This is a genomic window from Methylophilus sp. Leaf414, assembly GCF_001425425.1.
In the GTDB taxonomy this organism is placed as follows: domain Bacteria; phylum Pseudomonadota; class Gammaproteobacteria; order Burkholderiales; family Methylophilaceae; genus Methylophilus.
The window spans coordinates 52,151-73,412 of the sequence record NZ_LMQQ01000006.1; the positions used below are offsets into that span (position 1 = coordinate 52,151).

Consider the following 21,262-nt stretch of genomic DNA (forward strand, 5'->3'; position numbering starts at 1 on the left):
CAGGATTCAAGGAGCAGGCCTCTGCGCGGTACCGGCAATCTCGCTTTATCACCATATCGGTTACAACGATCTATGCGTATGGCTTCCAGCTTAAAAATTGGTTACTTGAATCCTTAATTCAATGGCGTATTTTACGCAATTCAAAGCGACTTCATGTACACTAATTTTTGTTTGAGTTTTGAAGGACAGTAGTATGAATAACCAAAAGCTGCCGAGCATGGTAGAACCGGAATTGCTCAATGGCGCTGATGCTAGTCATGAATCCTGGCATGCCTTTGAGATTATGGCTGAATTTGTAGGGGCCACCGAAAATCTCAAGGCAATCATGCCTGCTGTTTCCATTTTCGGCAGTGCGCGGACTAAGCCGGATCATCCTTATTATCAACAGACTGAAGAAATCGCAAGATTACTGTCAGATTCCGGCTTTAGCGTGCTCTCAGGAGGCGGCCCGGGCATAATGGAAGCGGCTAATAAAGGCGCCTTCCCCGGACGTGGTGCCAGCGTGGGTTTGAACATCCGCTTACCGTTTGAGCAACATGGCAACCCTTACCAGGATATCGGCATCAGCTTCAAGTATTTCTTTATGCGCAAAGTGATGTTCGTGAAGTATGCCAGTGCTTTTGTAGTGATGCCGGGTGGCTTTGGCACGCTGGATGAGTTGATGGAAGCGATTACGCTGGTGCAAACCGGGAAGACCCGCAAGCTGCCCATTATTCTGGTGGGTAGCCAGTATTGGTCGGGACTGATCGATTGGCTACGCAACACATTGGTCGCTGAGGGTATGGCGTCTGAAGCGGATATGGATTTAATCCAGCTCATAGATGAACCACAGCAAATTGTGGATGCTATCTTCAAACATTATGAAACTACCGGTTTTGAACTGACCCCGGCTGAACGCAAAATGCAGCTTTATTTATAAGGTATTGAGTTTTAACCATGCAGTTGAATGCATGGTTATTGCTTGTTTGTCCCAACTATATATTTTTCTGGGATATTTATTTTTGTTATTGTGCTTGCAATGGTCGCTGACAAGCGGCTTTTTGCTAGAATAGCAACCAATAACTAAGGAGTTTTCCATGCGTGATTTTTCCCGTTTCTTGCTAGCAGTGGTTTGTGCTGCCGGTTTTGCGATGCCGGCCTGGGCAGCGCCTGCGAATGCAGAACTCCTGGATGAAGTACCGTCACCTCCTAAAATCATTGAAGGTCAGCCGATTGACCAACCGACTATAAACAAACGTAAAGATGGCGAAAATGAGATTGAGGAATATAGCATTAATGGCGATGTATATATGGTAAAAGTTACGCCGCCGAGTGGTAAGCCTTATTATTTGCACCGTGAAGACCGCAATGGTGACTGGGTGAATGATGGCCCGACCCGACCTCTATCAGTACCTAAGTGGACACTGTTCCGTTTCTAATCATAATCTTTGAGGTCTGCCCGAAATGGGCGGACCTGTAAATCACATGTCTGTTTTTACCACCCTGAGTTTGGAAGAAGTGCGCGAGTGGCTGGCGCCTTTTGATATTGGCGAATTGCAGACTTTGCGTGGCATCGCTGCTGGTATCACTAATACCAATTATTTTGTCGAGACCAGCGATGCGCGCTTTGTGCTGACAGTGTTCGAAAAAAATGATTTCGATGAGCTGCCGTATTTTGTGCATTTGCTTGCGCACCTGTCACGGCATGGTGTGTTATGCCCGAGGCCGATCACAGATAGCAATGGCGTAGCCTTACACCGTATTCACGGCAAACCTGCCTTAATGGTGAGTTGCCTCAAAGGCAGTGATGTCAGTAACCCTAATCTGGCGCAGATCGAGGCAGTGGCGCTCACCTTGGCGCGCATGCATTTTGCCGGACTGGATTTCAATGATCAATCACACAACCAGCGTGGGCAAGGCTGGCGCGTGATGACTGCACAGCAGGTCATGCCAAAACTGGCACCGGTACAGCAACATTTATTGCAGGAAGAGCTAGAGTTTCAGCATGGCCTGGATTTATCCGAGCTTCCGCATGGGGTCATCCATGGTGACCTGTTCCGCGATAACGTGCTATTTGATGGTGACAACCTGGGCGGCTTTATCGATTTTTACTATGCATGCCATGATGTGCTGGCGTATGACGTTGCGATTGCCGTGAATGAATGGTGTGTGGATGCGACAGGCGCATTTGTGGATGAAAAGCTAGCCGTGTTTATGAATGCCTACCAATCAGTGCGCGCATTTACACCTGCCGAAAAAACATATTGGCCTGCATTGCTACGACGTGCTGCCTTGCGTTTCTGGTTATCCCGCCTGTATGATTTTCACTATCCAGTGGCCGGTGAGCTGACGCATGCCAAAGATCCGGCGCATTTTGAACGCGTGTTGCTTAACCGTAAAGCTTTAAATTAAAAATATTAAAAAGGGAGAGTCATGACAGAAACCGGAACCCAACAGGGCTTACGCTGGGTGCGTGAAAGTCTGGCCTTGTTTAAAACGCAGCCACATGTCTGGATGCTATGGTCGCTCGCCTATATCGTGATTTTCATGGTGCTGCCGTCACTGCCTTTGCTTGGCTTTCTCGGCTTGCTCTCAGTAGTGATCTGGCCAGCTTGCATGGCATTTGTTGTCTTGCTCTATCGTCAGGTAGATCTGCAAGGGGAAATGGCGCCACGCATTGTCTGGCAACAACTGCAAACGCATTTCAAAACGCTGGTATTACTTGGCGTCAGCTGCCTGATTTATGCGGTGCTGGCGACTTATTTGCTCAGCAGCGAGCTGGCTGACCTGGTAGCACATGCGCCAACCAAGGCAGGCATGAGTGAATCGCAAATGACACAGTTTTTGGAAAATACCCTGTCATTTGTGGTGAAAGTACTTCTTTTATTGCTACCTTTATTTATCGCTACCTGGTTCTCACCGATGCTGATTGCCTTGAACGGCTACGATTTGCCAAAAGCCATTAAATCCAGCATTGCTGGCATGCTGAAATACACCATGCCCATGGGTGTATCCTGGCTGGTGATGACATTAGGCATGCTGGTGGTGATGCTGGGATTAGGCCTGGTGATAGGGATTTTAGGCGCATTGATACCCATGCTTGCTGAATTGCTGATGCCATTACTGGTATTCGCTGCTTTGCTGGTGATTAATGCCTTGATGTTCGCATTTCAATATATCAGTTATAAAGATGTATTCAAAGCCGCGCCAGTGATACACGCATAACAAAATTAAATAATAAAAAACGCCTGTCCGCTACAGGCGTTTTTTATTTGTTGCTCACATATATTTCCTTAATCAATGCTTCGCTAATGACATGGATAGTTATATTTTTTCCAGCTTGGCGTATTCCAGCATTAACGTTTTCAATCCTGCACTGCCAAAATTGACTTTTACTGCCAGATCGTTGGCATTTCCTTCATAGCTGACCACTACACCTTCGCCAAACTTGTTGTGACGCACGCTTTGGCCGATTTTAAAAGGATAACTCGCTTGCGTGCTTTTTGCCGGCGTGTATTGGCCTCCCGTGGCATACGATTTGGCTGCCGGCTTGCTGTTAAGCCGTTTGGTGAGTTCTTCCGGGATCTCGTCGATAAAACGTGAGGCAATGCCATAGCGCACTTGTCCATGCAGCATGCGGCTTTGCGCATGACTTAAATATAGACGCTGGCGGGCGCGGGTGACCGCGACATACATCAGGCGGCGCTCTTCTTCCAGGCCGCCATTTTCATAGGCAGACTGTTCATGCGGAAACAGGCCTTCTTCAACACCGCAGATGAATACGCTGTGAAACTCTAAGCCTTTAGCCGCGTGTACCGTCATCAGTTGCAATGCTTCATGGCCAACATCTGCCTGATGGTCGCCAGCTTCAAGGCTGGCATGGTTCAGAAACTGGGTCATCAGGTCAGCATCTTCTTCCATATTATGGTGATTGCCCAAATCCCGATTACTGAATGCGACCGCAGCAGTGACTAATTCCTGCAAGTTTTCTACGCGCTCTTCACCCTCTTTGTCATTTTGATAATGCGCCATCAGGCCACTCAAGGTAGTGACCATTTCTGCTGTTTCACCGAGGGTGATGCCGTAGGTCTGGTCTATCATATGGCGGATCAAAGCCACAAAACCATCAATCCCTTTGCCACCTAATGTGCCTTCGCCCACTTTGTTGGTGGCTGCCTGCCACAAGCTGCATTCGTTCTGGCGTGCGGCTTCTTGCAGCTGCTCAAGACCGCGGGCACCAATGCCACGCGGTGGGAAATTGATAATGCGTAACAAAGCGGTATCGTCGTTGGCATTGGCGATCAGGCGCATATAAGCTAGCGCATGTTTGACTTCAGCGCGCTCAAAAAAGCGCAAGCCACCATAGACGCGATAAGGAATATTGGCCGAGAACAGTGAATGTTCCAAGATACGTGACTGCGCATTACTGCGGTATAGCAAGGCGATGTCGCCCAATGCTACGCCTTCGTTTTGCAGCATATTCACTTCATCCACAATAAATTGGGATTCATCAGTATCGTTATAAGCTTCGTAGATACGGATAGGCTCGCCCTTGCCAGCGGAGGTCCATAAATTCTTGCCTAGTCGATTAGTGTTGTTGGTAATAATCGCGTTCGCTGCATCAAGAATATTGCTATGCGAACGGTAGTTTTCTTCCAGCTTAACGATGTTTTCCACTTGAAACTCGCGCTGGAAGTCGGACATATTGCCAACCCGTGCGCCACGGAAAGCGTAGATACTCTGGTCATCATCACCCACGGCAAAAATACTGTTGTGCGCGCCGCCCAACAGTTTTAACCATAGATATTGCAAGCGGTTGGTGTCCTGAAACTCGTCCACCAGAATATATTGAAAGCGCTGCTGGTAATGTGCGCGGATGTGCGGTTCGCGCTGTAATAACTCATAGCAACGCAACAGCAGTTCTGCAAAGTCGGTCACGCCATCACGATTGCACTGCTGGTCATAAGCGGCATAAATCTCCCGCAGTTTCTGGCTATGGCCATCATAGGCTTCCACTGCATCTGCCCGTAAACCTTCTTCCTTGCAGCCATTGATATAGCCCATCACTTGCTTTGGTGGATATTTCTCGTCGTCCACATTCATGACTTTCATCACGCGTTTGATGGCAGAAAGCTGGTCGGCGGTATCCAGAATCTGGAAAGTGCTGGGTAACCTGGCTTCACGGTAATGGGCGCGCAGCATGCGGTTACACAAGCCATGAAACGTGCCTGCCCACATGCCACGCGTGTTAATCGGCAGCATGCTGGTCAGGCGCGTCAGCATTTCTTTGGCGGCTTTGTTGGTAAAGGTCACCGCCATAATACCCATGGGTGAAGTCTGTCCGGTTTGAATCAGCCAGGCAATGCGGGTAGTCAGCACCCGCGTCTTGCCGCTGCCTGCGCCTGCCAGAATAAGCGCCGATACATGCGGCAGGGTGACCGCTTGCAGTTGTTTGTCGTTCAGGCCCTGTAATAAATCGATTTCAGATTGCATGTCATTATTATCGCATGCTGATGCAATTCAGCAGAGAACACTGCAAGCTGAAATTGATATTCATGAGCATAAATAAATTCTTGTGAACTTTCTAAATAGTGCGTACTCATACAAGTACGATGATGATGAATCATCTTTCCGCTTCTTTCCTCCCTGAGCGGAAGCCTTTACGATGAGGCCTGTTGCCCCGATTTACCCCTTAATCGGGGCTTTTTTTATTCTTTTTTTGGGTGTAGTTACTTAATCCTTTTATGTTCCACCCGGAAAACCCACCTGACGCCATGCCTCGTACAACAGGATGGCAGCAGAGTTGGATAAATTTAAGCTTCTGCTATGTGGCAGCATCGGTAGCCTGACACGATGCTCAGGTGCGAATTGGGCGCGGATGTCTTCTGGCAATCCGCGGGATTCAGGGCCAAATACAAAAACATCTTCGTCCTGATACTGCAAATCGGAGTGCCGCGTGCTGCCCTTGGTGGTCAGTGCGAATAGTCGCTTACCTTGTAATGCCTGCGCGCAAGAGCCCCAATCTTCATGCACGGTTAAGTCGGCATATTCGTGATAATCCAGCCCGGCCCGTTTGAGGTGTTTGTCTGATAACTCAAAGCCCAAAGGCTTAACCAAATGCAGTTTTGCCCCGGCATTGGCACATAAACGTATGATATTTCCCGTATTGGGAGGAATTTCTGGCTCAAAAAGCACGATATGAAACATTTTTAGCGGTTTGTTTAGAAACGTAGGATTAGAATGTTGGTGATATGATAGAACGAAAAGTAGCTAGATAAATAATTAAAACGCCATGGCACGTCCCGAAAAAATCAGATTAGGTGAAATTCTGGTCAGACAGAATTTCATGACCCAGGAAGAGTTGGATCAAGCGCTGGAAGAACAGCGCAAGACTGGCCGTCGCCTGGGTCGTGTCATCGCCGATAAAGGCTTTGCCAATGAGAGGCAGATTGCCGAGGCAGTGGCACATCAGCTGAATATCCCATTCCTGGATTTAGGCCAGTACGAACTGGACGCCAAACAGGTACAGAAACTCCCGGAAGTTCAATCACGCCGCTTCCGCGCCATTCTGCTGGAGGAACGCCCAAACAGTTTCCTGATTGCGATGGTCGATCCTTCCGATGTCTATGCTTATGACGAGTTAGTCAGACTACTCAAACGAGACATTGATATTGTAGTCGTGCAGGAAAGTCTGCTGATGCAGACCATCGACCGCTCTTACCGGCAAACCGAACAAATCTCTTCACTGGCCCTGGAGCTGCAGGAAGACCTGGCTGCCAGCAATGTCGATCTCGCCAGCCTGATGGGTGTAGACCTGGGTATTGATGATGCCCCGGTCGTTAAATTGTTACAGACTATTTTTGAAGATGCGGTCCAAGTGCGCGCTTCAGATGTGCATATTGAGCCACAGGAAAACAAACTGCTGATCCGCTTCAGGATTGATGGCGTCATGCATTTCCAGACCCAGGCGGATATGAAAATTGTGTCTGCCCTGATCATGCGCCTCAAAATCATGGCCGGCCTGGATATTTCCGAGAAACGCCTGCCGCAAGATGGCCGTTTTGGCTTCACCGTCAAAGGCCGTGCAGTAGATATGCGTATTTCTACCATGCCTACGCAGTATGGCGAAACGGTAGTGATGCGGTTGCTGATCCAGAATACTTCGCACTTTCAGCTGGATAAGCTGGGCATGCCACCAGAATTGCTGGCACGCTTCCGCAAAATGATCAACCGGCCAAGTGGCATGGTGCTGGTTACAGGTCCGACCGGTAGTGGTAAAACAACGACCCTCTATTCGGCACTGAGTGAACTCAATACGCCTGAAACCAAGGTGATTACTGTCGAAGACCCGGTCGAATATCGTTTACCCGGTATTATTCAGACTCAGGTGAGCGAAAAGATCGAGCTCGACTTCCCCAAACTGTTACGTGCCATTTTGCGGCAAGACCCTGATATCGTGCTGGTGGGAGAGATGCGGGATGAAGAAACCGCCCAAACCGGCTTGCGCGCCTCCATGACAGGTCACCTGGTGTTATCCACATTGCATACCAATGATGCCTCCACTGCGCCCGTGCGTTTAATCGACATGGGCGTGCCGCGCTTTATGGTGGCAATGTCACTGTTAGGTGTGATGGCGCAACGTCTAGTGCGGCTAATTTGTCCGCACTGTGCCGTAGACCATACGCCGACCGAAAATGAAGCCGTCTGGTTACGTCAGGTGCTACCCCAGGAAGAAATTCCATCGGTGTTCAAGCATGGCAAAGGTTGCCAACACTGTAATCGCACTGGCTATCTTGGTCGTATCGGCTTGTATGAGCTTCTGGAAATGACGAATGATTTGGCGATGGCAGCCAACATGCCGGATACCAATATTTTTATCCAGAAAGCCCGCGAAAAACTTAAAGGTAAAACCTTAAAAGATCAATCTTTACAGCTTGCTCTGCAGGGTAAAACTACACTGGACGAAATTATGCGTGTAGATAACCAGTTTGAAGGATAAAGCCTGTGCCGATATTTGAATATAAAGGACGTAGCGAAGATGGGTTGATGGTTTCCGGGGTGCAGGAAGCAGCCGATCTGGATGCTGTAGGTAGCGCACTTCTCCTTTCAAAAATCACACCTATTGAAATCAAGCAAAAAGCAGCAGTAGCGGTAGCTTTCAATTTGTTTGAAGAAAAAGTCACCAGCCTCGATGTCATGTTATTCAGCCGCCAGATGTACACGTTGCTTAAAGCGGGCATTCCTATCATGCGCGCGCTCAACGGAATCCAGAGCTCTGTAGGCAACGCTAAACTGGCTAAAGTAGTTGGCCAGCTAAGAACAAGTCTGGATGCAGGTCGTGAATTGTCAATGGCAATGACCGAGCATCCCAAAGTATTCGATAACTTTTATATCAGCATGATTCGTGTGGGTGAAACCACCGGTAATCTCGATAATATTTTTGCCAGGTTAGCCGAGCACATTGAATTCGAGCGCTTCATGCGCGGGCAAATCAAGTCGGCTCTGCGTTACCCCATGTTTGTAATGACCGCCATGGCGATTGCCATTGTGGTCATTAATATCATGGTGATCCCGCAGTTTGAAAAAGTATTTGCCAGTATGCATGCGGATCTACCATTCATTACCAAAATTCTGATCGCATTCTCCAGTTTTATGCGCAATTACTGGTTTGTGTTGATTGGTATGATTATTGGTGCCGCCTACACTTTTAAGTCCTATATCAGTACAGCCGCAGGCCGCTCGAATTGGGATAGAGTCAAAATGCGTATTCCCATCGCCGGAAAGATTATTTTTAAAGGCACCATGGCCAGGTTTGCGCGAAGTTTTGCGCTTTCCACACGCAGTGGATTACCCATTCTTTCCGCTTTGCGCCTAGTCTCTCAAACCGTTGAGAATGATTATATCTCGGTCAAGATTCTTAGCATGTCTGCCGGCATTGAGCGCGGCGAGACTATTCTAAGGACGGCAACGCAAACAGGCGTATTTAATCCTCTGGTATTGCAGATGATCGCTGTTGGTGAAGAGTCTGGGTCGCTGGATGATTTAATGCAAGAAATCGCGGATATGTATCAAGCTGACGTGGAATATGACGTTAAAACACTGGGGGCGCAAATCGAGCCTATCATGATTATGTTTTTAGGTGCGCTGGTCTTGGTCTTGGCCTTAGGGGTATTTTTGCCGATTTGGGACATGAGTTCTGTCATGCTCAAAAGCGGCTAATTAAAAAGGATGAGCAGTTTTTCAATTCTTATCATTGAAATTATTCATTAAAAAAATCGTATCATTATTCAGTATAGTTTTAAAAATGTCTGATGTTTAGAGCTATTTAAATATTGGACCAAAATTGTCTGGCATACTTTTTGCTGGCATAAAATTAACGCAGTTTGCACCTGTCACTGTGACAATAAAGGCAGGAATTTTTGATTAGGAGTCTTGGGAATGAAAAAACAGGCTGGCTTTACATTGGTTGAATTGGTTGTGGTGATTGCTGTATTAGGTATTTTGGCAGCGACGGCTTTGCCAAGATTTGTTAATGTGCAATCAAATGCACGAGTCGCAGCGGGCAACGGGCTTGCAGCTTCACTGCGCTCAGCAGCAAATATGGCGCGCGCATCCTGGGTAGCTGCCGGAAGTAATACTGCTAATCTGGTCGTACCAATGGATGGAAACAACGTAACAGTAAATGCAACTGGTTATCCAACAGCGGATGCAGCTGGTATTGTTGCTGCGTTGCAAAATCTGGATGCACAGTTTGGTACACCTACCCATGCAGCAGGGGTTTCCACTTTCCAAGTGGGTACATTTACACAGTGTACTGTTACATATACAGAGGCTACAGGATTGGTAAGTACTGCAAACTTAACTGCAGCAAGATGTGGTGGTTAATGAAGGATGAAGCAAACTCATGGGTTTACGCTCGTTGAGTTGGTTGTAGTCATCTCTTTAACGGGCATTGTGATAGCTGTGGCTACGCCAAGGTTTGCGAATGGCGATATCTTTGAAACCCGCGGAGACGCGGGTTTGCTTTCATCTACATTACGGTATGCGCAAAAAACTGCGATAGCGCAACGACGACAAGTGTTTGTAATTACCGATACCGCAGCACAGCCTCAAACCGTCAAATTATGTTTTGTGAGTGACCCGAACTGTCCGCTGGCGCAGGCCGTGATTAATCCCGAAACAGATGGCCCTTATGTGATGACACTTTCCAGAAATGTCAGTGTGAATCCATCTAACAATAGTTTGGGGTTTAACGGGTTAGGTCAAGCTGTACCTAATGTAGCAGCAAATTATGTTGTGACCAATCAAAAAAATAATGCGCAAACATTCACAGTAAACATCGAAGCTGACACCGGTTACATACGCTAACCATGCTTTGGCTGGCACATTACTATGTCCCAAATCAGTCGAAAAATAAAAAATATAAACAGTCGGACTCGAAAATCCAATCGTGGATTTTCGCTAGTGGAGCTGGTGGTGTTTATTGTGATTGTGACCACGGCAATAGCAGGTGTGGTAGGCGCGTTAGCCTGGATGAGTGGACACTCTGCTAACCCCATGGCGCGTAAACAGGCGATTGCGATTGCCGAGTCGCTGATGCAGGAAATCCAGCAAATGCCTTTCACATTTTGTGATCCTGATGACCCGAATGCATCAACCGCTGTGGGTTACGGCAATTGTACAACCCCGCAGAATAATCTTAACGGCCCATCACCTGCGGGTGAGAGCAGGTACAGTGCAACTAACCCTTTTGATAATGTCGCCGATTATGGCGGTTTCACCATGCCCGGCGGCGGGTGTGCAAGTATTTGCCGCATAGGCAGCAATGTTTCCATTCCCGGTTTGACGGCGTACACAGCTGCAGTAGTAATCGCGCAAGCGGGCGGTGCCGCACCTTTTGCGGGACTACCTGCGGATGCGGTTCTAAGAGTTGACGTTACGGTGACTGGTCCTTCCAATACCAGAATCAAGCTAACAGGTTTCAAGGTTCGCTATGCGCCAAGAGTTTAAAAAATCTTGTGCATTCATGCGCGGCTTTACCTTGGTGGAGCTAGTGGTGGTCATTACTGTTACCGCGATTATCGGCGGTATCTCATCCACGTTTATTCGGCATTCGGTCATGGCTTATGTGAACTCTGAAGCCTATTACGAGCTGGCAGACCGTGCCGATATTTCATTGCGGCGTATGTCGCGCGATATCAGAAATGCTCTGCCTAACAGTGTGTGGGTGTCTCCCGCCGGTGATTTTGTTCAGTTTGTACCCATCAAATCAGGCGGCCGCTACAAGCAGGATGACTTTGGCGCCAATAACATGAGGGTGCTTGGAGATCTGCCTTCTATGGCCGTTAACGATCAGTTAGTCATTTATAACCTCGGTATACAAGGTGCTGATGTCTACAATGGGGATACGCTCCGCGTTATCAACGCAGCTCCCGATGTCAATTTAAAACTAATGCAGTTTGCGGGTAGCGCCTTCCCGTTATCATCACCGGCTGGCCGTTTTTACGTCGTCAATGGAGCTGTAGCGTATGTGTGTGATCTTCCCAATCGGCGTCTGTTGATGGTGAGCAATATTGCACTTCCTTCAGCACACCCTGCCAATTTCAATGGAGCGAATGCCAGTGTGGTGGTGAGTGATGTCACAGGATGCAGTTTCACCTATAGTGAAGGCGTGATGCAACATACAGGTGTGATGACTGCCCAGTTGGAGCTTTCAAAAAATGGAGGGGTGGCAAGGTTGGTCAACCTCATCAATGTGGTGAATTCGCCATGAAATCCATCTTTTATCGGGCAAAAGGTTTTATGTTGCCTATGGCAATCTTTCTACTGGTCATACTGGCGGCATTGGTAGGCTATGCCATGCGGTTGGCAATGCTTGCCAACTTAGGGACTATCCAGGATGTGCAAGGAGCGCAAGCCTATCTGGCGGCACGAGCCGGGGTAGAGTGGGCGGCATACCAGGTATTGACGCCAGCAAACATGCAGGCGTGCCCGGCAATACCGACACCTTTTACAGTGAACGGTTTTAATGTTGCGCTGACTTGCAACCATTCAGTCGAGCAAGACAAAGCAGGAACTCAGGACATTCGTATTTATACCGTTCAATCAACCGCATCGATTGGCTTGGTTGGGGCGAAAGACTACATAGAACGAAGGATAACGATGACGCTGAGCCGGTGTATAGACTCTACTAATGGTGAGGAATGTAATTAAGGAATACCTAGTGGGCGGATTCATCAAAAAAATATTTCTTTGTATCGCGATTGGGCTGATATGCTCAAGTCATCTTTACGCCGCCACAGTAAGGTTAAACCCTGGCGGTGGACTCAGTGCAGGCGATGGTTTGCATACATACATCGAAGACACCACCCAAATCCAAGTACGTAGACTGAACAACACCGGGCAATTGTATAGCCCGAATGCCATACCAAGTAATACTCAGCTGGATAATGGTATTTACCTTAAAGCAAATGGCGGATTGATCGGGCCTGATCATTTCGGTTTTCCAAGTACGTTGACGCCCACAGCCTATATTAACCGTACGGTTTCTACACCTACTCCTGCAGCAATCTCGCAAGGTGTGACACAAAGTACGACTTCACAATTTAGTGCACCACGATTCAGTACCCTCGTTGCAGGGCCCAGTGTCACTGTAAACTGGAAGTACACTTATCCGCTTGATTACATCACTGCAGAAGTGACCTTGGTCATTCCGGTAGGGTACCCTATTAGCAGTTCAAATCCCGTGCGCTATTACCATGCGGTGGACACTTATCTCGGCGGAGACGATAGGGGGTGTGGCGTACGTTATGTAGACACAAACGGCAAACAGATTGTGGGTACTTACCCATTGTCAGGTGGTACAAATGCGCCATGCCCATCAAGCAATAGTTTGCCTGCGAATCTGGATGTGGTTGAATCATTTCGAGAGCGTAACCGGAGCTTTGATCATTATTGTGTGGGCGCATGGGATTCGTTTTGGACCAGCACCAGCAGCAATGCTTGTGCTATCGCAAAAACCAATTCATTAAGCGACACTATATCAACATCAAAAATTGATACCGGGATAGCAATTGAATATGATTTTATCTTGCCTGGTACATATACCTTTAGTTATGACTTCGTTGTGGGGTCAACCTTCGTCCCAAATTACGACCATCTGGAAATTCGCCATGCAGGCACTGGAACATTATGCCCGGTAGATATTCAAGTGCTGGCATGTCTTTCATCTACAGTGCCTTGTCCTGACAACCAGCTTGTTGCTACTGGTGTTCTGACGGGAAATCTTACCGTTTCACCAAGCACACCTACCGTCACAGCTACACCAGATTCGACATTCAGTATTGGGAGTGGTGTACCAATCGACACAGTATCAATCACTGGAAGTGCCGCAGCTACTTACACCCTAGGGGCTGGCAACTTGACTAAAGCTCCATTGAGCGGGGTCAAGTGCTGGAATACAGCGACTAACTCGCAGAGTTGCAGTTTCACTTTCACCAACACACCTTGCGTAGATTCTTTTGAATGCATGGAGAACAGTCAGGCCACCTACAATAATTTGAAAACTACACCCTCTGCCCGTAACCCGCTGCATACCAAGGTGTGGAACATGAATTTTGATATGGATATTGTGGCCGTACTGGCAAGTGGCGCTCAATCGACAGGCTACAATTCCGCTTCAGGTTTAATTGTCGATCTGGTGGTTGACGATAATAATAGTTGCGGCTCAACAGTCGTTGCTACCCAAACTTTACCGTTTGCCAGTACCGATGCCGGGCGTAAAAAAATCACTTTCACTGCGTCAGCATCCAATATGACGAATGGTAGTTACCCCAAAGGTGTATACCCGAATTTGAGATGCAAAGTGCGTGATCTCACGCTTAATAAATCAGGATGTTCTTCAGATAATTTTGCACTTCGGCCTCAGTCATTTGCTATATCATCCACGTCCGCTAATTTAATCCAAGCCACCGCAAGTCCGACTGTCACGTTGCCGCGTAAGGCATGGATGGATAATTTCAACTTGATTGCGTCGACTGGAGAAATCAATTACACAGGAACTCCGCAGATACTTGCTAGCAGAGTGTTTTCGCATACCGGAAATGTTTCTTTGGGTAAGTTTGGTTACGGCATCCCCAACCCTAATGCTTTACCACCCTATACTCCTCCTGAAAAGACTAGTTTTCCTCAGGCGGTGAATGGAATAAGCAGTGGAAATGATTTTTTATATAGTGAAGTCGGTTTTTTTAGATTTGATCAGTATGGTGTTTATGATGAAACTTTCGCTGCTGTAGATACTGCCAAAGGGGATTGTAATAATGAAGCAGTTACCAACCCTGATTCAAGTTTTAATCCTAATTCTTTTAATAACAATGGCATAAAAAACGGTTGCAGGTTTGGCAATACAAGTGCCACTAATTTCCTGGGTCGTTTTATCCCTGATCATTTCCGAATCGCACCAGGCACTGTTGTCAAAGCGTGTAGTAACTCATTTACCTATTATGGACAGGATGTCGCTAATACTGGAGGGGTGTCGATTCCGTTCACTATTTTCGCTGAGAATGGCGCAAACGGTACCACCCAGTATTACAGCGGTGTACCATCAACAAGTACCTACGCCAAATTTGTTCCTTCAACGTGGACTAACTACAAGTTCACGACTACGCCAAATCTTGGATCCGGCGATACGTTAAGAAGTGCATTTAATCCTGCTTTGCCAACGGGTTGGACTAATGGCCAGGTTTTCGTAGATGCCAAGTTCAAGATTGATCGTCCTGCAAACCAGACTATCCCGCAAAATGTGGCGTTTAGTGCGGAAATCAGCGATTCAGATGGCACTGCCACTAAACCTGTCAAGATTGCGTTGGATAGTAGCACTCAATTCCGTTATGGCAGGTTGGCAATCCCTCCCGTGCATGGTTCTGAATTATTGCCATTGCCTTTGAGAGTTGAGGCACAGTATTGGGATGGTGCCAGTATCAACTCCTATCGTCGCAGCACCGACGATAGTTGTACTGCGGTTCTGCCTTCAACCGTTGTCATGAGAAATTACAGAGGCAATTTGAATGCTTGTGAAACCCAGTTAAGCGGGGGCGCAATGACTAATGGAATATCTAATTTGAGGCTGTCAGCCCCTGGTGTCGGGGGGGATGGAAAGCCTAACACAGGCAGTGTCGATCTTGAAGTGAATCTGGGTGCCGTAGTTGCTGGAGAGAGAACGTGTACCGGACCAGCTGAAGCTAATGCGACCAGTGGAGTCATCCCCTGGTTTGGTGGGCCGGATCCAGTAGGGCGCGCCACATTCGGGGTCTACAAAGCCCCCATCATCTACATGCGAGAAAACTTCTGATTCACTCAAAACCACCTTAACAGGTGGTTTTATTATTTTAATCAATGAATTGAAGTGGCCAAGCAGGCACTAAAGTTGCTACCTGTTATAAAAAAGCCTAACGACTGACAGTTTTTGTAACGAAATACCACAGTTTGCAGGTTTAAATTACCTGATATGTAAAGCCGTAGTAGCTTATATAGTCAATCATACGACAATGCTTTATGATTCACTTTAAAATTGATTTGTTGTGCATTGATTTTAAATAATAAATTTTCATTATTCTAACTATTGGGTGTATATGAGTTGGTTTAAACGACAAAAGAACAAGCAACAGGTGGGGGTGAGCTTCACTGATATGCATGTTAGCACCGTGGCGTTAGCGCCAGGGCTAGATGGCGCTAAACCAACTGTCTCACTTGCTGCAATTCAGCAGGTGCCGCTGCAGGCGACTTCCACTTTGCGGCATTTTGTGACCAAAAATGACCTAAAGGCCATGCCTTGCAACGTCATGCTTAATGTAGACCAATATAATGTCTTGCAGATCGAAAAGCCCACCATGCCGGAATCCGAGATCAAGCAGGCATTGCGCTGGAAGGTAAAAGATCTGCTGGATTATTCGGTTGAGCAAGCCGTCGTAGATGGCATTAACGTACCTGTAGACCCTGCATATGCTAATCGCCAGCCAGCGATGCTGGCTATTTGTGCTAAAAAATCCACTGTCTCCCTGATTGGTAACCAGATGGTAGAAGCTGGTTTTAACCTGAAAACCATTGATGTACATGCGCTGGTGCAGCGTAACATCGCGCAATTGCTGGAAACCGAGGGCCGTGCGCTGGTGATGCTGACTATGCTGCCCAGAGGATGTTTGCTGACATTCACTGCCAAAGGCGAGTTATATCACGCCCGCCTGATTGAGCTGGATAGAGATTTCCTGAATGACAGGGGCGATTTATACCAGAGTAATTTCGACAAACTTGTACTCGAATTGCAACGTTCACTGGATAGCTTTGATCGCCAGTTCCCATATTTGAGCCTTAACCGGTTGGTGGTGTCACCAGTAGCCAATCGTGATTACCTGGTGAGCGGGCTGAGTACCAGCTTGTATGTGCCGGTCAATGTATTCAACCTGGAAGACATCGTTGATTTGCCGCCTAACCAGGACTTTGCCAGCCTGGAGAAACAGGCGATGTTGCTGCCCGCCCTGGGCGCAGCTTTACGCGAGGAGGCAGTCGCGTGAGTCAGCAAATCAACTTGTTTGAAAGCGGGCTTGTCAAGTCCAAAGACTGGTTCACGTTATCTTTCGTAGCTGCGATCTATATTCTGGCTGCCATCGTCATGGTGTATTTCTATACCGGTATTGAGTCTGAAAATGCCCAGCTGCTGGCTCAGCGCAATCAAACTGTGATCCAGTACGAAAGCATGCAAAAAAAGGTGGAGGAGTTTGCCAAGAAAGCAGTACCGGTTGATAACAGTCAGCTGGAAGCTGAACTCAAAAACCTGAATAGCCGATTTGAAATGCAATCGCAGATGCTGGTCATTTTCCAGCAATCTATTTCCGAGAATGCTTACCACCTGATTGATTATATGCGTGGGTTAGCCTCACAGCAGCTTTCTGGCGTGTGGTTGACTGGTTTTAAAATCGAGCCTGCTGCACAACATGTATCACTGTCTGGCCAGGCATTGCAAACGGAAGAAATTCCTTTGTACCTGGATTTGTTATCTGCACAAAAAGTATTTGAAGGTACCCAGTTTTCCGGTTTGCAGTTCAAACAGGTTGAATTGCAAAAGCAGCTTGCGCCACAAGCACCTGCTGTGGCCATACCAGCCACTGCGCCTGCAGCTGCGCCAGTGACTACCCCTGACACTTCGGGCAAAAGTGCTTCTGCCACTCCAAGCACCACGAATAATCCTGTCACGCCACCTGCAAGCACAGCACCAGCAAACGCAACGGTTCCTGAAGAAGCAAGCAAGCTGAAAATTTATGCATTCGATGTTAAAGGCCAGGATCTACGCGATAAAAGCAAACCTGCCACTGCTTTGAGCTGGGATGACTTTGTCAGCCAGACCGGCACCCAGGCTAAGCCACAAGCGAAGCAGCCATAGGAAAGTGCACCCCTGATGCGATTTGAACAGTTACACACACTCAACACTAAATGGCTGGCGCTATCCAAGCGGGAGCGCTGGATGATTTTTGGCGCGGGCCTGTTTGCCGTGGTTGGATTAATGGATACCTTTTTGCTGGAGCCACAACGCGTCCAGTTAGCCGGCACGCAACAAGAGATTCTAAAAATACAGAATGACACGACAACATTGACCGAACAGATGACCACTATTGCCAGCCAGGCTGCACCAAAGCCTGAGAGCAATGGCTTTAAGCGTGATATTGATGCCGTGAATGCAAAAATCGCCAGTCAGTCCTCAGACCTGGTGAAAATTTCTGCCTATATGGTGCCGCCGCAGGAAATGGTGCTGTTACTGAAGAAGCTTTTGCAAAAGCACACCGATGTGCAGGTGATTGAAATGCAGTCACTGCCGGTGGTCGACTTTATTGAGAAGCAAAGAAAACTGATACAGGACCAAAAAGCGCCTGCCACCAGCAATCCACAGGATGCGACCGCTGAAGATATCTGGAAAAACGTACCGCATGTTTACCAGCATGCAGTGAAAGTCAGGCTGAAAGGTAAATACTTCGCGCTGATGTCTTATGCACAATCACTGAAAGCGATTGGCCAGAGAGTGGCATGGGAAAACGCCGAGCTGAAAGCCGATTATCCGGAAAGTGAATTGACCGTTCAGGTATATACCCTGAGTGGCGAAAATGCATGGTTGGGGATTTAGCATGCGCGTATTGGTAAAAGCAATGTGGATGTTAATGCTGATGCAAGGTGTCGCCTTTGCGGAAATGGTGGACCCCACCAAGCCGCCGCCATCTGTCATGGAGTATTTGCCAAATGCAGAAATGCAGGCAGAAAAGCCATGGGAGCTGACCGCTTTGCAGCATAACGGTAAGAGCGGATTTGCTGTGGTTAATGGCCAGATGGTGCAAGTGGGCGAGAGCTATAGTGGTTTCACGCTAGCATCGGTGAAAAACCAGCAGGCGGTATTCGTCAGTAAAACCGGCGAGAAAAAAGTGATCGGGTTAGGTTTGACCAGCTATATCGTGCCTGCCCAGCCACCGGCAAAAATTAAAGCTAAAACAGCCAAACAGACTAAAAAAGCAAAGAAATAAAGTAATAAGTACCTGCGTGTTGAAATGTTCAGCATTCAGGTTAAAAACACATTGAGAGACTGCTATGAAAACTTTTGTGAATACCTTGGGTGTGGTGATTATCGGTGCCGGACTGGCAGGGTGCAACAGCAATCCGTTTGCGCCAAGCAATGCATCCATCAACCCTAAAATTCAAAGTGAGCTGAGCAAATCTGCTGCCCAGGCAAAAGGGCATACAGCTCCGTTGCCAAAAGAGGTGACCGACGAACTGTTTGAGCCTCTTAAAATTGAACCGCCCAAATCTCTTGCCAAACGCGTTGAGCCTAGATTCGACCTGGTCGTCAATAAGGCGCCGGCTACGCAGGTGTTGATGGGTATCGTCTCCGGCAGTCCTTACAGCATCGCATTGAGTCCTGACCTTAGGGGAGATATCTCGATTAACTTGCGCGATGTGACGCTGTTTGAAGCGCTGAACGCCTTGCGTGATTTGTACGGCTACGAGTACAAAATGAGTGGCAAACAGATTTTTGTCGAGCCACAAAATATCCAGACAAGGGTGTTCCAGGTGAACTACATCAGCGGAGCACGTAAAGGTACTTCAGCCACGAAAGTGACTTCAGGCACCGTGAGCAATTCAAGTGGTGGTGGCGGTCAGGCTGCGGCAGCTTCCGGCGGTACTGCAGTAGGTGCACCGGCAGCATCGGGTGGTGGCGCTGCCAATCTGCAGGTGTATGCCTCTGATGTCAGCATGGGTACCAATAATGATTTCTGGGGCGAGATGGCTAACTCGCTGAACAGCATGATCGGTGAAGAGGGTGGCCGCAAGGTGGTGATCAACTCGCAGTCCGGCCTGATCATGGTCAAAGCGATGCCTAAGGAAATCCGCCAGGTTGAGAAGTTCCTCAGCCTGATGCAGGTGACGGTAGACCGCCAGGTGATCCTGGAAGCTAAAATCCTCAAAGTACAATTGAATAAAGATTCACAACAGGGCATTAACTGGTCTGCAGCCAGGTTTATGCGCGGCCGTGATGTGACCTTCGGTAATGTAAGCGGTAACAGCACTGTGAATGGTGACACTGGCAATATCACGGATGGCAATGTCACTACTTCGCCGGCAGCGAATCCAGGTTTCCTGGATAACAATTCTGCGATTGGACTGGGTGGCTCGGTATTTGCACTTGCTGTACAGGGCAAGGGCTTCTCTGCATTGCTTACTTTTCTGGAAACACAGGGTAATGTGGAAGTACTTTCCAGCCCGCGTATCGCCACCATTAATAACCAGAAAGCCGTGCTGAAAGTCGGTAACGATGCGTTTTTTGTGACTAACGTCAGAACCAACGTGACCACTACCACTGGTGGTGCGATTGTGACACCGGATATCCAGCTGCAACCGTATTTTTCCGGTATCTCGCTGGACGTGACACCACAGATCGATAAAAACGACAATATCATCCTGCACGTACACCCGTTCGTCAGCGATGTGACACAGGTCAACAGGACCGTGACATTGTCCAGTGCTAACGGTGGTGTATATACTATCCCGACTGCGTCTTCCAACATTAACGAAACCGACAGTATCGTACGCACCCGGGACGGCAACGTGATTGCAATCGGCGGGTTGATGTCCGAGTCTATAGATAATACACGGACTAAAGTGCCGGGTTTCGGTGATATCAAATACCTGGGTAACCTGTTCCGCCAGAAGAGCGAAATCACCAGAAAAACCGAGTTGGTGATCCTTCTGAAATCCACTGTAGTACGTGGTGGCGACAATTGGGCTGAAGATATGCTTGAAACTCAGGGCCGTATTGATAAACTGAAAGGTGAGAGCTTCTAGGAGCGGGTTATGTACCTGCAACACTTTGGTTTAAAAGAGTATCCATTCACCATCACCCCGGATACCAGTTTTTATTATGCGACGCGCAGCCTGCAAGAGGCTTTGAATACCTTGCTGGTGGCGATTCAGTCCGGGGAAGGGTTTGTCAAAATTACAGGCGAAGTTGGCACTGGCAAGACGCTTTTGTGCCGCCGCCTGCTCAAAGCACTCGAACCCACCTGCAAAGTGGCGTTTATCCCTAACCCGTATCTTGACCCGCATGCCTTGCTGATGACTTTGGCCACCGAGTTTGGCGTGGCTTTCAAACCGGATTTTACCCACCATGACATGATAGATGCGCTGCATCGCAAACTGCTTACTTTTGCTGAAGAAGGCACGCATGTCATTGTCTGCCTGGATGAAGTGCAGGCGATGCCGTTGGAAACGCTGGAAGCATTACGCCTGCTGAGCAACCTGGAAACCGAAAAACGTAAATTGATACAGGTAGTGATTTTTGGGCAGCCAGAGCTTGAAGAACGCATCAACCATCCGTCTATCCGCCAGTTACGCCAGCGCATCAGTTTTGAGTATCAGCTTAAAGGCTTGCAATGGTCTGAATTGGGGTTCTACCTCAATCATCGTATGCATGTGGCCGGCTACCAGGGCGGCATGGTTTTCACACCGGCCAGCATGCGGCTACTTTACCGCTATGCCAATGGCATCCCCAGGTTACTGAATATCCTGGCGCACAAATCCTTGCTGTCAGCGTTTGGCAGAGGCCAACAGGGTGTATCTGCAGAAGATGTCAAAGCCGCTATCCTCGATACACAAGCCAGTGTTAGAGCACAACACCGGTGGTGGAGCCATGGTTTAAAATGGTGGCTGGCATTTCATTCCGCTCTTGCCGGTGTTGGCCGTTAATCAGGGC

Annotated in this window: 20 protein-coding genes; 18 read left to right on the plus strand and 2 right to left on the minus strand. The window is 48.1% G+C overall.

Going from position 1 to position 21,262, the window contains the following annotated elements:
- The first annotated feature begins 193 nt into the window (after window positions 1–193).
- The 4 genes from ASG24_RS13755 to ASG24_RS13770 all read left to right on the plus strand — a co-directional run bounded on the left by ASG24_RS13755 (window position 194) and on the right by ASG24_RS13770 (window position 3,204).
- Window positions 194–919, plus strand: coding sequence for a TIGR00730 family Rossman fold protein (locus tag ASG24_RS13755; protein ID WP_055826985.1), 726 nt, complete (start codon window positions 194–196; stop codon window positions 917–919).
- Window positions 920–1,076: 157 nt separating this feature from the next.
- Complete coding sequence (locus ASG24_RS13760; RefSeq protein ID WP_055826982.1) at window positions 1,077–1,418, plus strand: DUF2782 domain-containing protein; 342 nt, start codon at window positions 1,077–1,079, stop codon at window positions 1,416–1,418.
- A gap of 46 nt (window positions 1,419–1,464) precedes the next feature.
- Entirely contained in the window at window positions 1,465–2,391 is a 927-nt protein-coding gene (locus ASG24_RS13765; RefSeq protein WP_055872216.1) for a homoserine kinase, read from the plus strand.
- Between the two features lie 21 nt (window positions 2,392–2,412).
- Window positions 2,413–3,204 carry a BPSS1780 family membrane protein gene (locus ASG24_RS13770; RefSeq protein ID WP_055826975.1) on the plus strand — a complete coding sequence of 264 codons (792 nt, stop codon included), beginning with the start codon at window positions 2,413–2,415 and terminating at the stop codon, window positions 3,202–3,204.
- 99 nt (window positions 3,205–3,303) lie between these two features.
- Here the strand turns inward: ASG24_RS13770 and ASG24_RS13775 are convergent, their stop codons facing one another.
- On the minus strand, window positions 3,304–5,472 hold the full coding sequence (locus tag ASG24_RS13775) for a UvrD-helicase domain-containing protein (protein WP_055872217.1): 2,169 nt from the start codon (window positions 5,470–5,472) through the stop codon (window positions 3,304–3,306).
- A gap of 249 nt (window positions 5,473–5,721) precedes the next feature.
- Entirely contained in the window at window positions 5,722–6,186 is a 465-nt protein-coding gene (gene trmL / locus ASG24_RS13780; protein ID WP_055872218.1) for a tRNA (uridine(34)/cytosine(34)/5-carboxymethylaminomethyluridine(34)-2'-O)-methyltransferase TrmL, read from the minus strand.
- Window positions 6,187–6,271: 85 nt separating this feature from the next.
- Between trmL and ASG24_RS13785 the strand changes: the two genes are divergently transcribed.
- The 14 genes from ASG24_RS13785 to ASG24_RS13850 all read left to right on the plus strand — a co-directional run bounded on the left by ASG24_RS13785 (window position 6,272) and on the right by ASG24_RS13850 (window position 21,255).
- Entirely contained in the window at window positions 6,272–7,978 is a 1,707-nt protein-coding gene (locus ASG24_RS13785) for a GspE/PulE family protein (protein WP_200937021.1), read from the plus strand.
- Window positions 7,979–7,983: 5 nt separating this feature from the next.
- Window positions 7,984–9,198, plus strand: coding sequence for a type II secretion system F family protein (locus ASG24_RS13790; protein ID WP_055872219.1), 1,215 nt, complete (start codon window positions 7,984–7,986; stop codon window positions 9,196–9,198).
- Window positions 9,199–9,417: 219 nt separating this feature from the next.
- Window positions 9,418–9,864: a type II secretion system protein gene (locus ASG24_RS14915; protein ID WP_055872220.1), complete on the plus strand. Its 447-nt coding sequence runs from the start codon at window positions 9,418–9,420 to the stop codon at window positions 9,862–9,864.
- A 6-nt stretch (window positions 9,865–9,870) separates the two neighbouring features.
- On the plus strand, window positions 9,871–10,347 hold the full coding sequence (locus tag ASG24_RS13800; protein ID WP_055872221.1) for a Tfp pilus assembly protein FimT/FimU: 477 nt from the start codon (window positions 9,871–9,873) through the stop codon (window positions 10,345–10,347).
- Window positions 10,348–10,371: 24 nt separating this feature from the next.
- A complete protein-coding gene (locus ASG24_RS13805; protein WP_055872222.1) occupies window positions 10,372–10,989 on the plus strand; it encodes a prepilin-type N-terminal cleavage/methylation domain-containing protein in 618 nt (205 codons plus the stop codon).
- 16 nt (window positions 10,990–11,005) lie between these two features.
- Window positions 11,006–11,752, plus strand: a complete 747-nt coding sequence (locus ASG24_RS13810) for a type II secretion system protein (RefSeq protein ID WP_055872278.1) — start codon at window positions 11,006–11,008, stop codon at window positions 11,750–11,752.
- Between the two features lie 38 nt (window positions 11,753–11,790).
- Entirely contained in the window at window positions 11,791–12,192 is a 402-nt protein-coding gene (locus ASG24_RS13815; RefSeq protein WP_235562428.1) for a hypothetical protein, read from the plus strand.
- Between the two features lie 10 nt (window positions 12,193–12,202).
- The gene (locus tag ASG24_RS14860) at window positions 12,203–15,328 is read left to right on the plus strand and encodes a DUF6701 domain-containing protein (protein ID WP_055872224.1); all 3,126 of its coding nucleotides are present in this window, start codon (window positions 12,203–12,205) and stop codon (window positions 15,326–15,328) included.
- Window positions 15,329–15,608: 280 nt separating this feature from the next.
- Window positions 15,609–16,547: a hypothetical protein gene (locus ASG24_RS13825; protein ID WP_055872225.1), complete on the plus strand. Its 939-nt coding sequence runs from the start codon at window positions 15,609–15,611 to the stop codon at window positions 16,545–16,547.
- Window positions 16,544–17,413 (plus strand): PilN domain-containing protein, encoded by an 870-nt coding sequence (locus ASG24_RS13830; protein ID WP_055872226.1) that lies wholly within the window; start codon window positions 16,544–16,546, stop codon window positions 17,411–17,413. Before ASG24_RS13825 ends, ASG24_RS13830 begins: the two co-directional genes overlap by 4 nt.
- Window positions 17,414–17,428: 15 nt before the next feature.
- A complete protein-coding gene (gene gspM, locus ASG24_RS13835; RefSeq protein WP_055826940.1) occupies window positions 17,429–18,148 on the plus strand; it encodes a type II secretion system protein GspM in 720 nt (239 codons plus the stop codon).
- A 1-nt stretch (window position 18,149) separates the two neighbouring features.
- Entirely contained in the window at window positions 18,150–18,539 is a 390-nt protein-coding gene (locus tag ASG24_RS13840; RefSeq protein WP_235562429.1) for a hypothetical protein, read from the plus strand.
- A gap of 64 nt (window positions 18,540–18,603) precedes the next feature.
- Entirely contained in the window at window positions 18,604–20,355 is a 1,752-nt protein-coding gene (locus ASG24_RS13845; protein ID WP_055872227.1) for a secretin N-terminal domain-containing protein, read from the plus strand.
- A gap of 9 nt (window positions 20,356–20,364) precedes the next feature.
- A complete protein-coding gene (locus tag ASG24_RS13850; protein WP_055872228.1) occupies window positions 20,365–21,255 on the plus strand; it encodes an ExeA family protein in 891 nt (296 codons plus the stop codon).
- Window positions 21,256–21,262 lie beyond the last annotated feature (7 nt).

What these genes read in the sequence shown, in the direction of transcription:
- trmL (WP_055872218.1), bottom strand. Translation starts at nt 6,186, where the DNA reads ATGTTTCATATCGTGCTTTTTGAGCCAGAAATTCCTCCCAATACGGGA.
- gspM (WP_055826940.1), top strand. Translation starts at nt 17,429, where the DNA reads ATGCGATTTGAACAGTTACACACACTCAACACTAAATGGCTGGCGCTA.
- ASG24_RS13850 (WP_055872228.1), top strand. Translation starts at nt 20,365, where the DNA reads ATGTACCTGCAACACTTTGGTTTAAAAGAGTATCCATTCACCATCACC.
- ASG24_RS13810 (WP_055872278.1), top strand. Translation starts at nt 11,006, where the DNA reads ATGCGCGGCTTTACCTTGGTGGAGCTAGTGGTGGTCATTACTGTTACC.
- ASG24_RS14915 (WP_055872220.1), top strand. Translation starts at nt 9,418, where the DNA reads ATGAAAAAACAGGCTGGCTTTACATTGGTTGAATTGGTTGTGGTGATT.
- ASG24_RS13765 (WP_055872216.1), top strand. Translation starts at nt 1,465, where the DNA reads ATGTCTGTTTTTACCACCCTGAGTTTGGAAGAAGTGCGCGAGTGGCTG.
- ASG24_RS13825 (WP_055872225.1), top strand. Translation starts at nt 15,609, where the DNA reads ATGAGTTGGTTTAAACGACAAAAGAACAAGCAACAGGTGGGGGTGAGC.
- ASG24_RS13775 (WP_055872217.1), bottom strand. Translation starts at nt 5,472, where the DNA reads ATGCAATCTGAAATCGATTTATTACAGGGCCTGAACGACAAACAACTG.
- ASG24_RS13840 (WP_235562429.1), top strand. Translation starts at nt 18,150, where the DNA reads ATGCGCGTATTGGTAAAAGCAATGTGGATGTTAATGCTGATGCAAGGT.
- ASG24_RS13815 (WP_235562428.1), top strand. Translation starts at nt 11,791, where the DNA reads ATGGCAATCTTTCTACTGGTCATACTGGCGGCATTGGTAGGCTATGCC.
- ASG24_RS13805 (WP_055872222.1), top strand. Translation starts at nt 10,372, where the DNA reads ATGTCCCAAATCAGTCGAAAAATAAAAAATATAAACAGTCGGACTCGA.
- ASG24_RS13755 (WP_055826985.1), top strand. Translation starts at nt 194, where the DNA reads ATGAATAACCAAAAGCTGCCGAGCATGGTAGAACCGGAATTGCTCAAT.
- ASG24_RS13845 (WP_055872227.1), top strand. Translation starts at nt 18,604, where the DNA reads ATGAAAACTTTTGTGAATACCTTGGGTGTGGTGATTATCGGTGCCGGA.
- ASG24_RS13770 (WP_055826975.1), top strand. Translation starts at nt 2,413, where the DNA reads ATGACAGAAACCGGAACCCAACAGGGCTTACGCTGGGTGCGTGAAAGT.
- ASG24_RS13760 (WP_055826982.1), top strand. Translation starts at nt 1,077, where the DNA reads ATGCGTGATTTTTCCCGTTTCTTGCTAGCAGTGGTTTGTGCTGCCGGT.
- ASG24_RS13785 (WP_200937021.1), top strand. Translation starts at nt 6,272, where the DNA reads ATGGCACGTCCCGAAAAAATCAGATTAGGTGAAATTCTGGTCAGACAG.
- ASG24_RS13800 (WP_055872221.1), top strand. Translation starts at nt 9,871, where the DNA reads ATGAAGCAAACTCATGGGTTTACGCTCGTTGAGTTGGTTGTAGTCATC.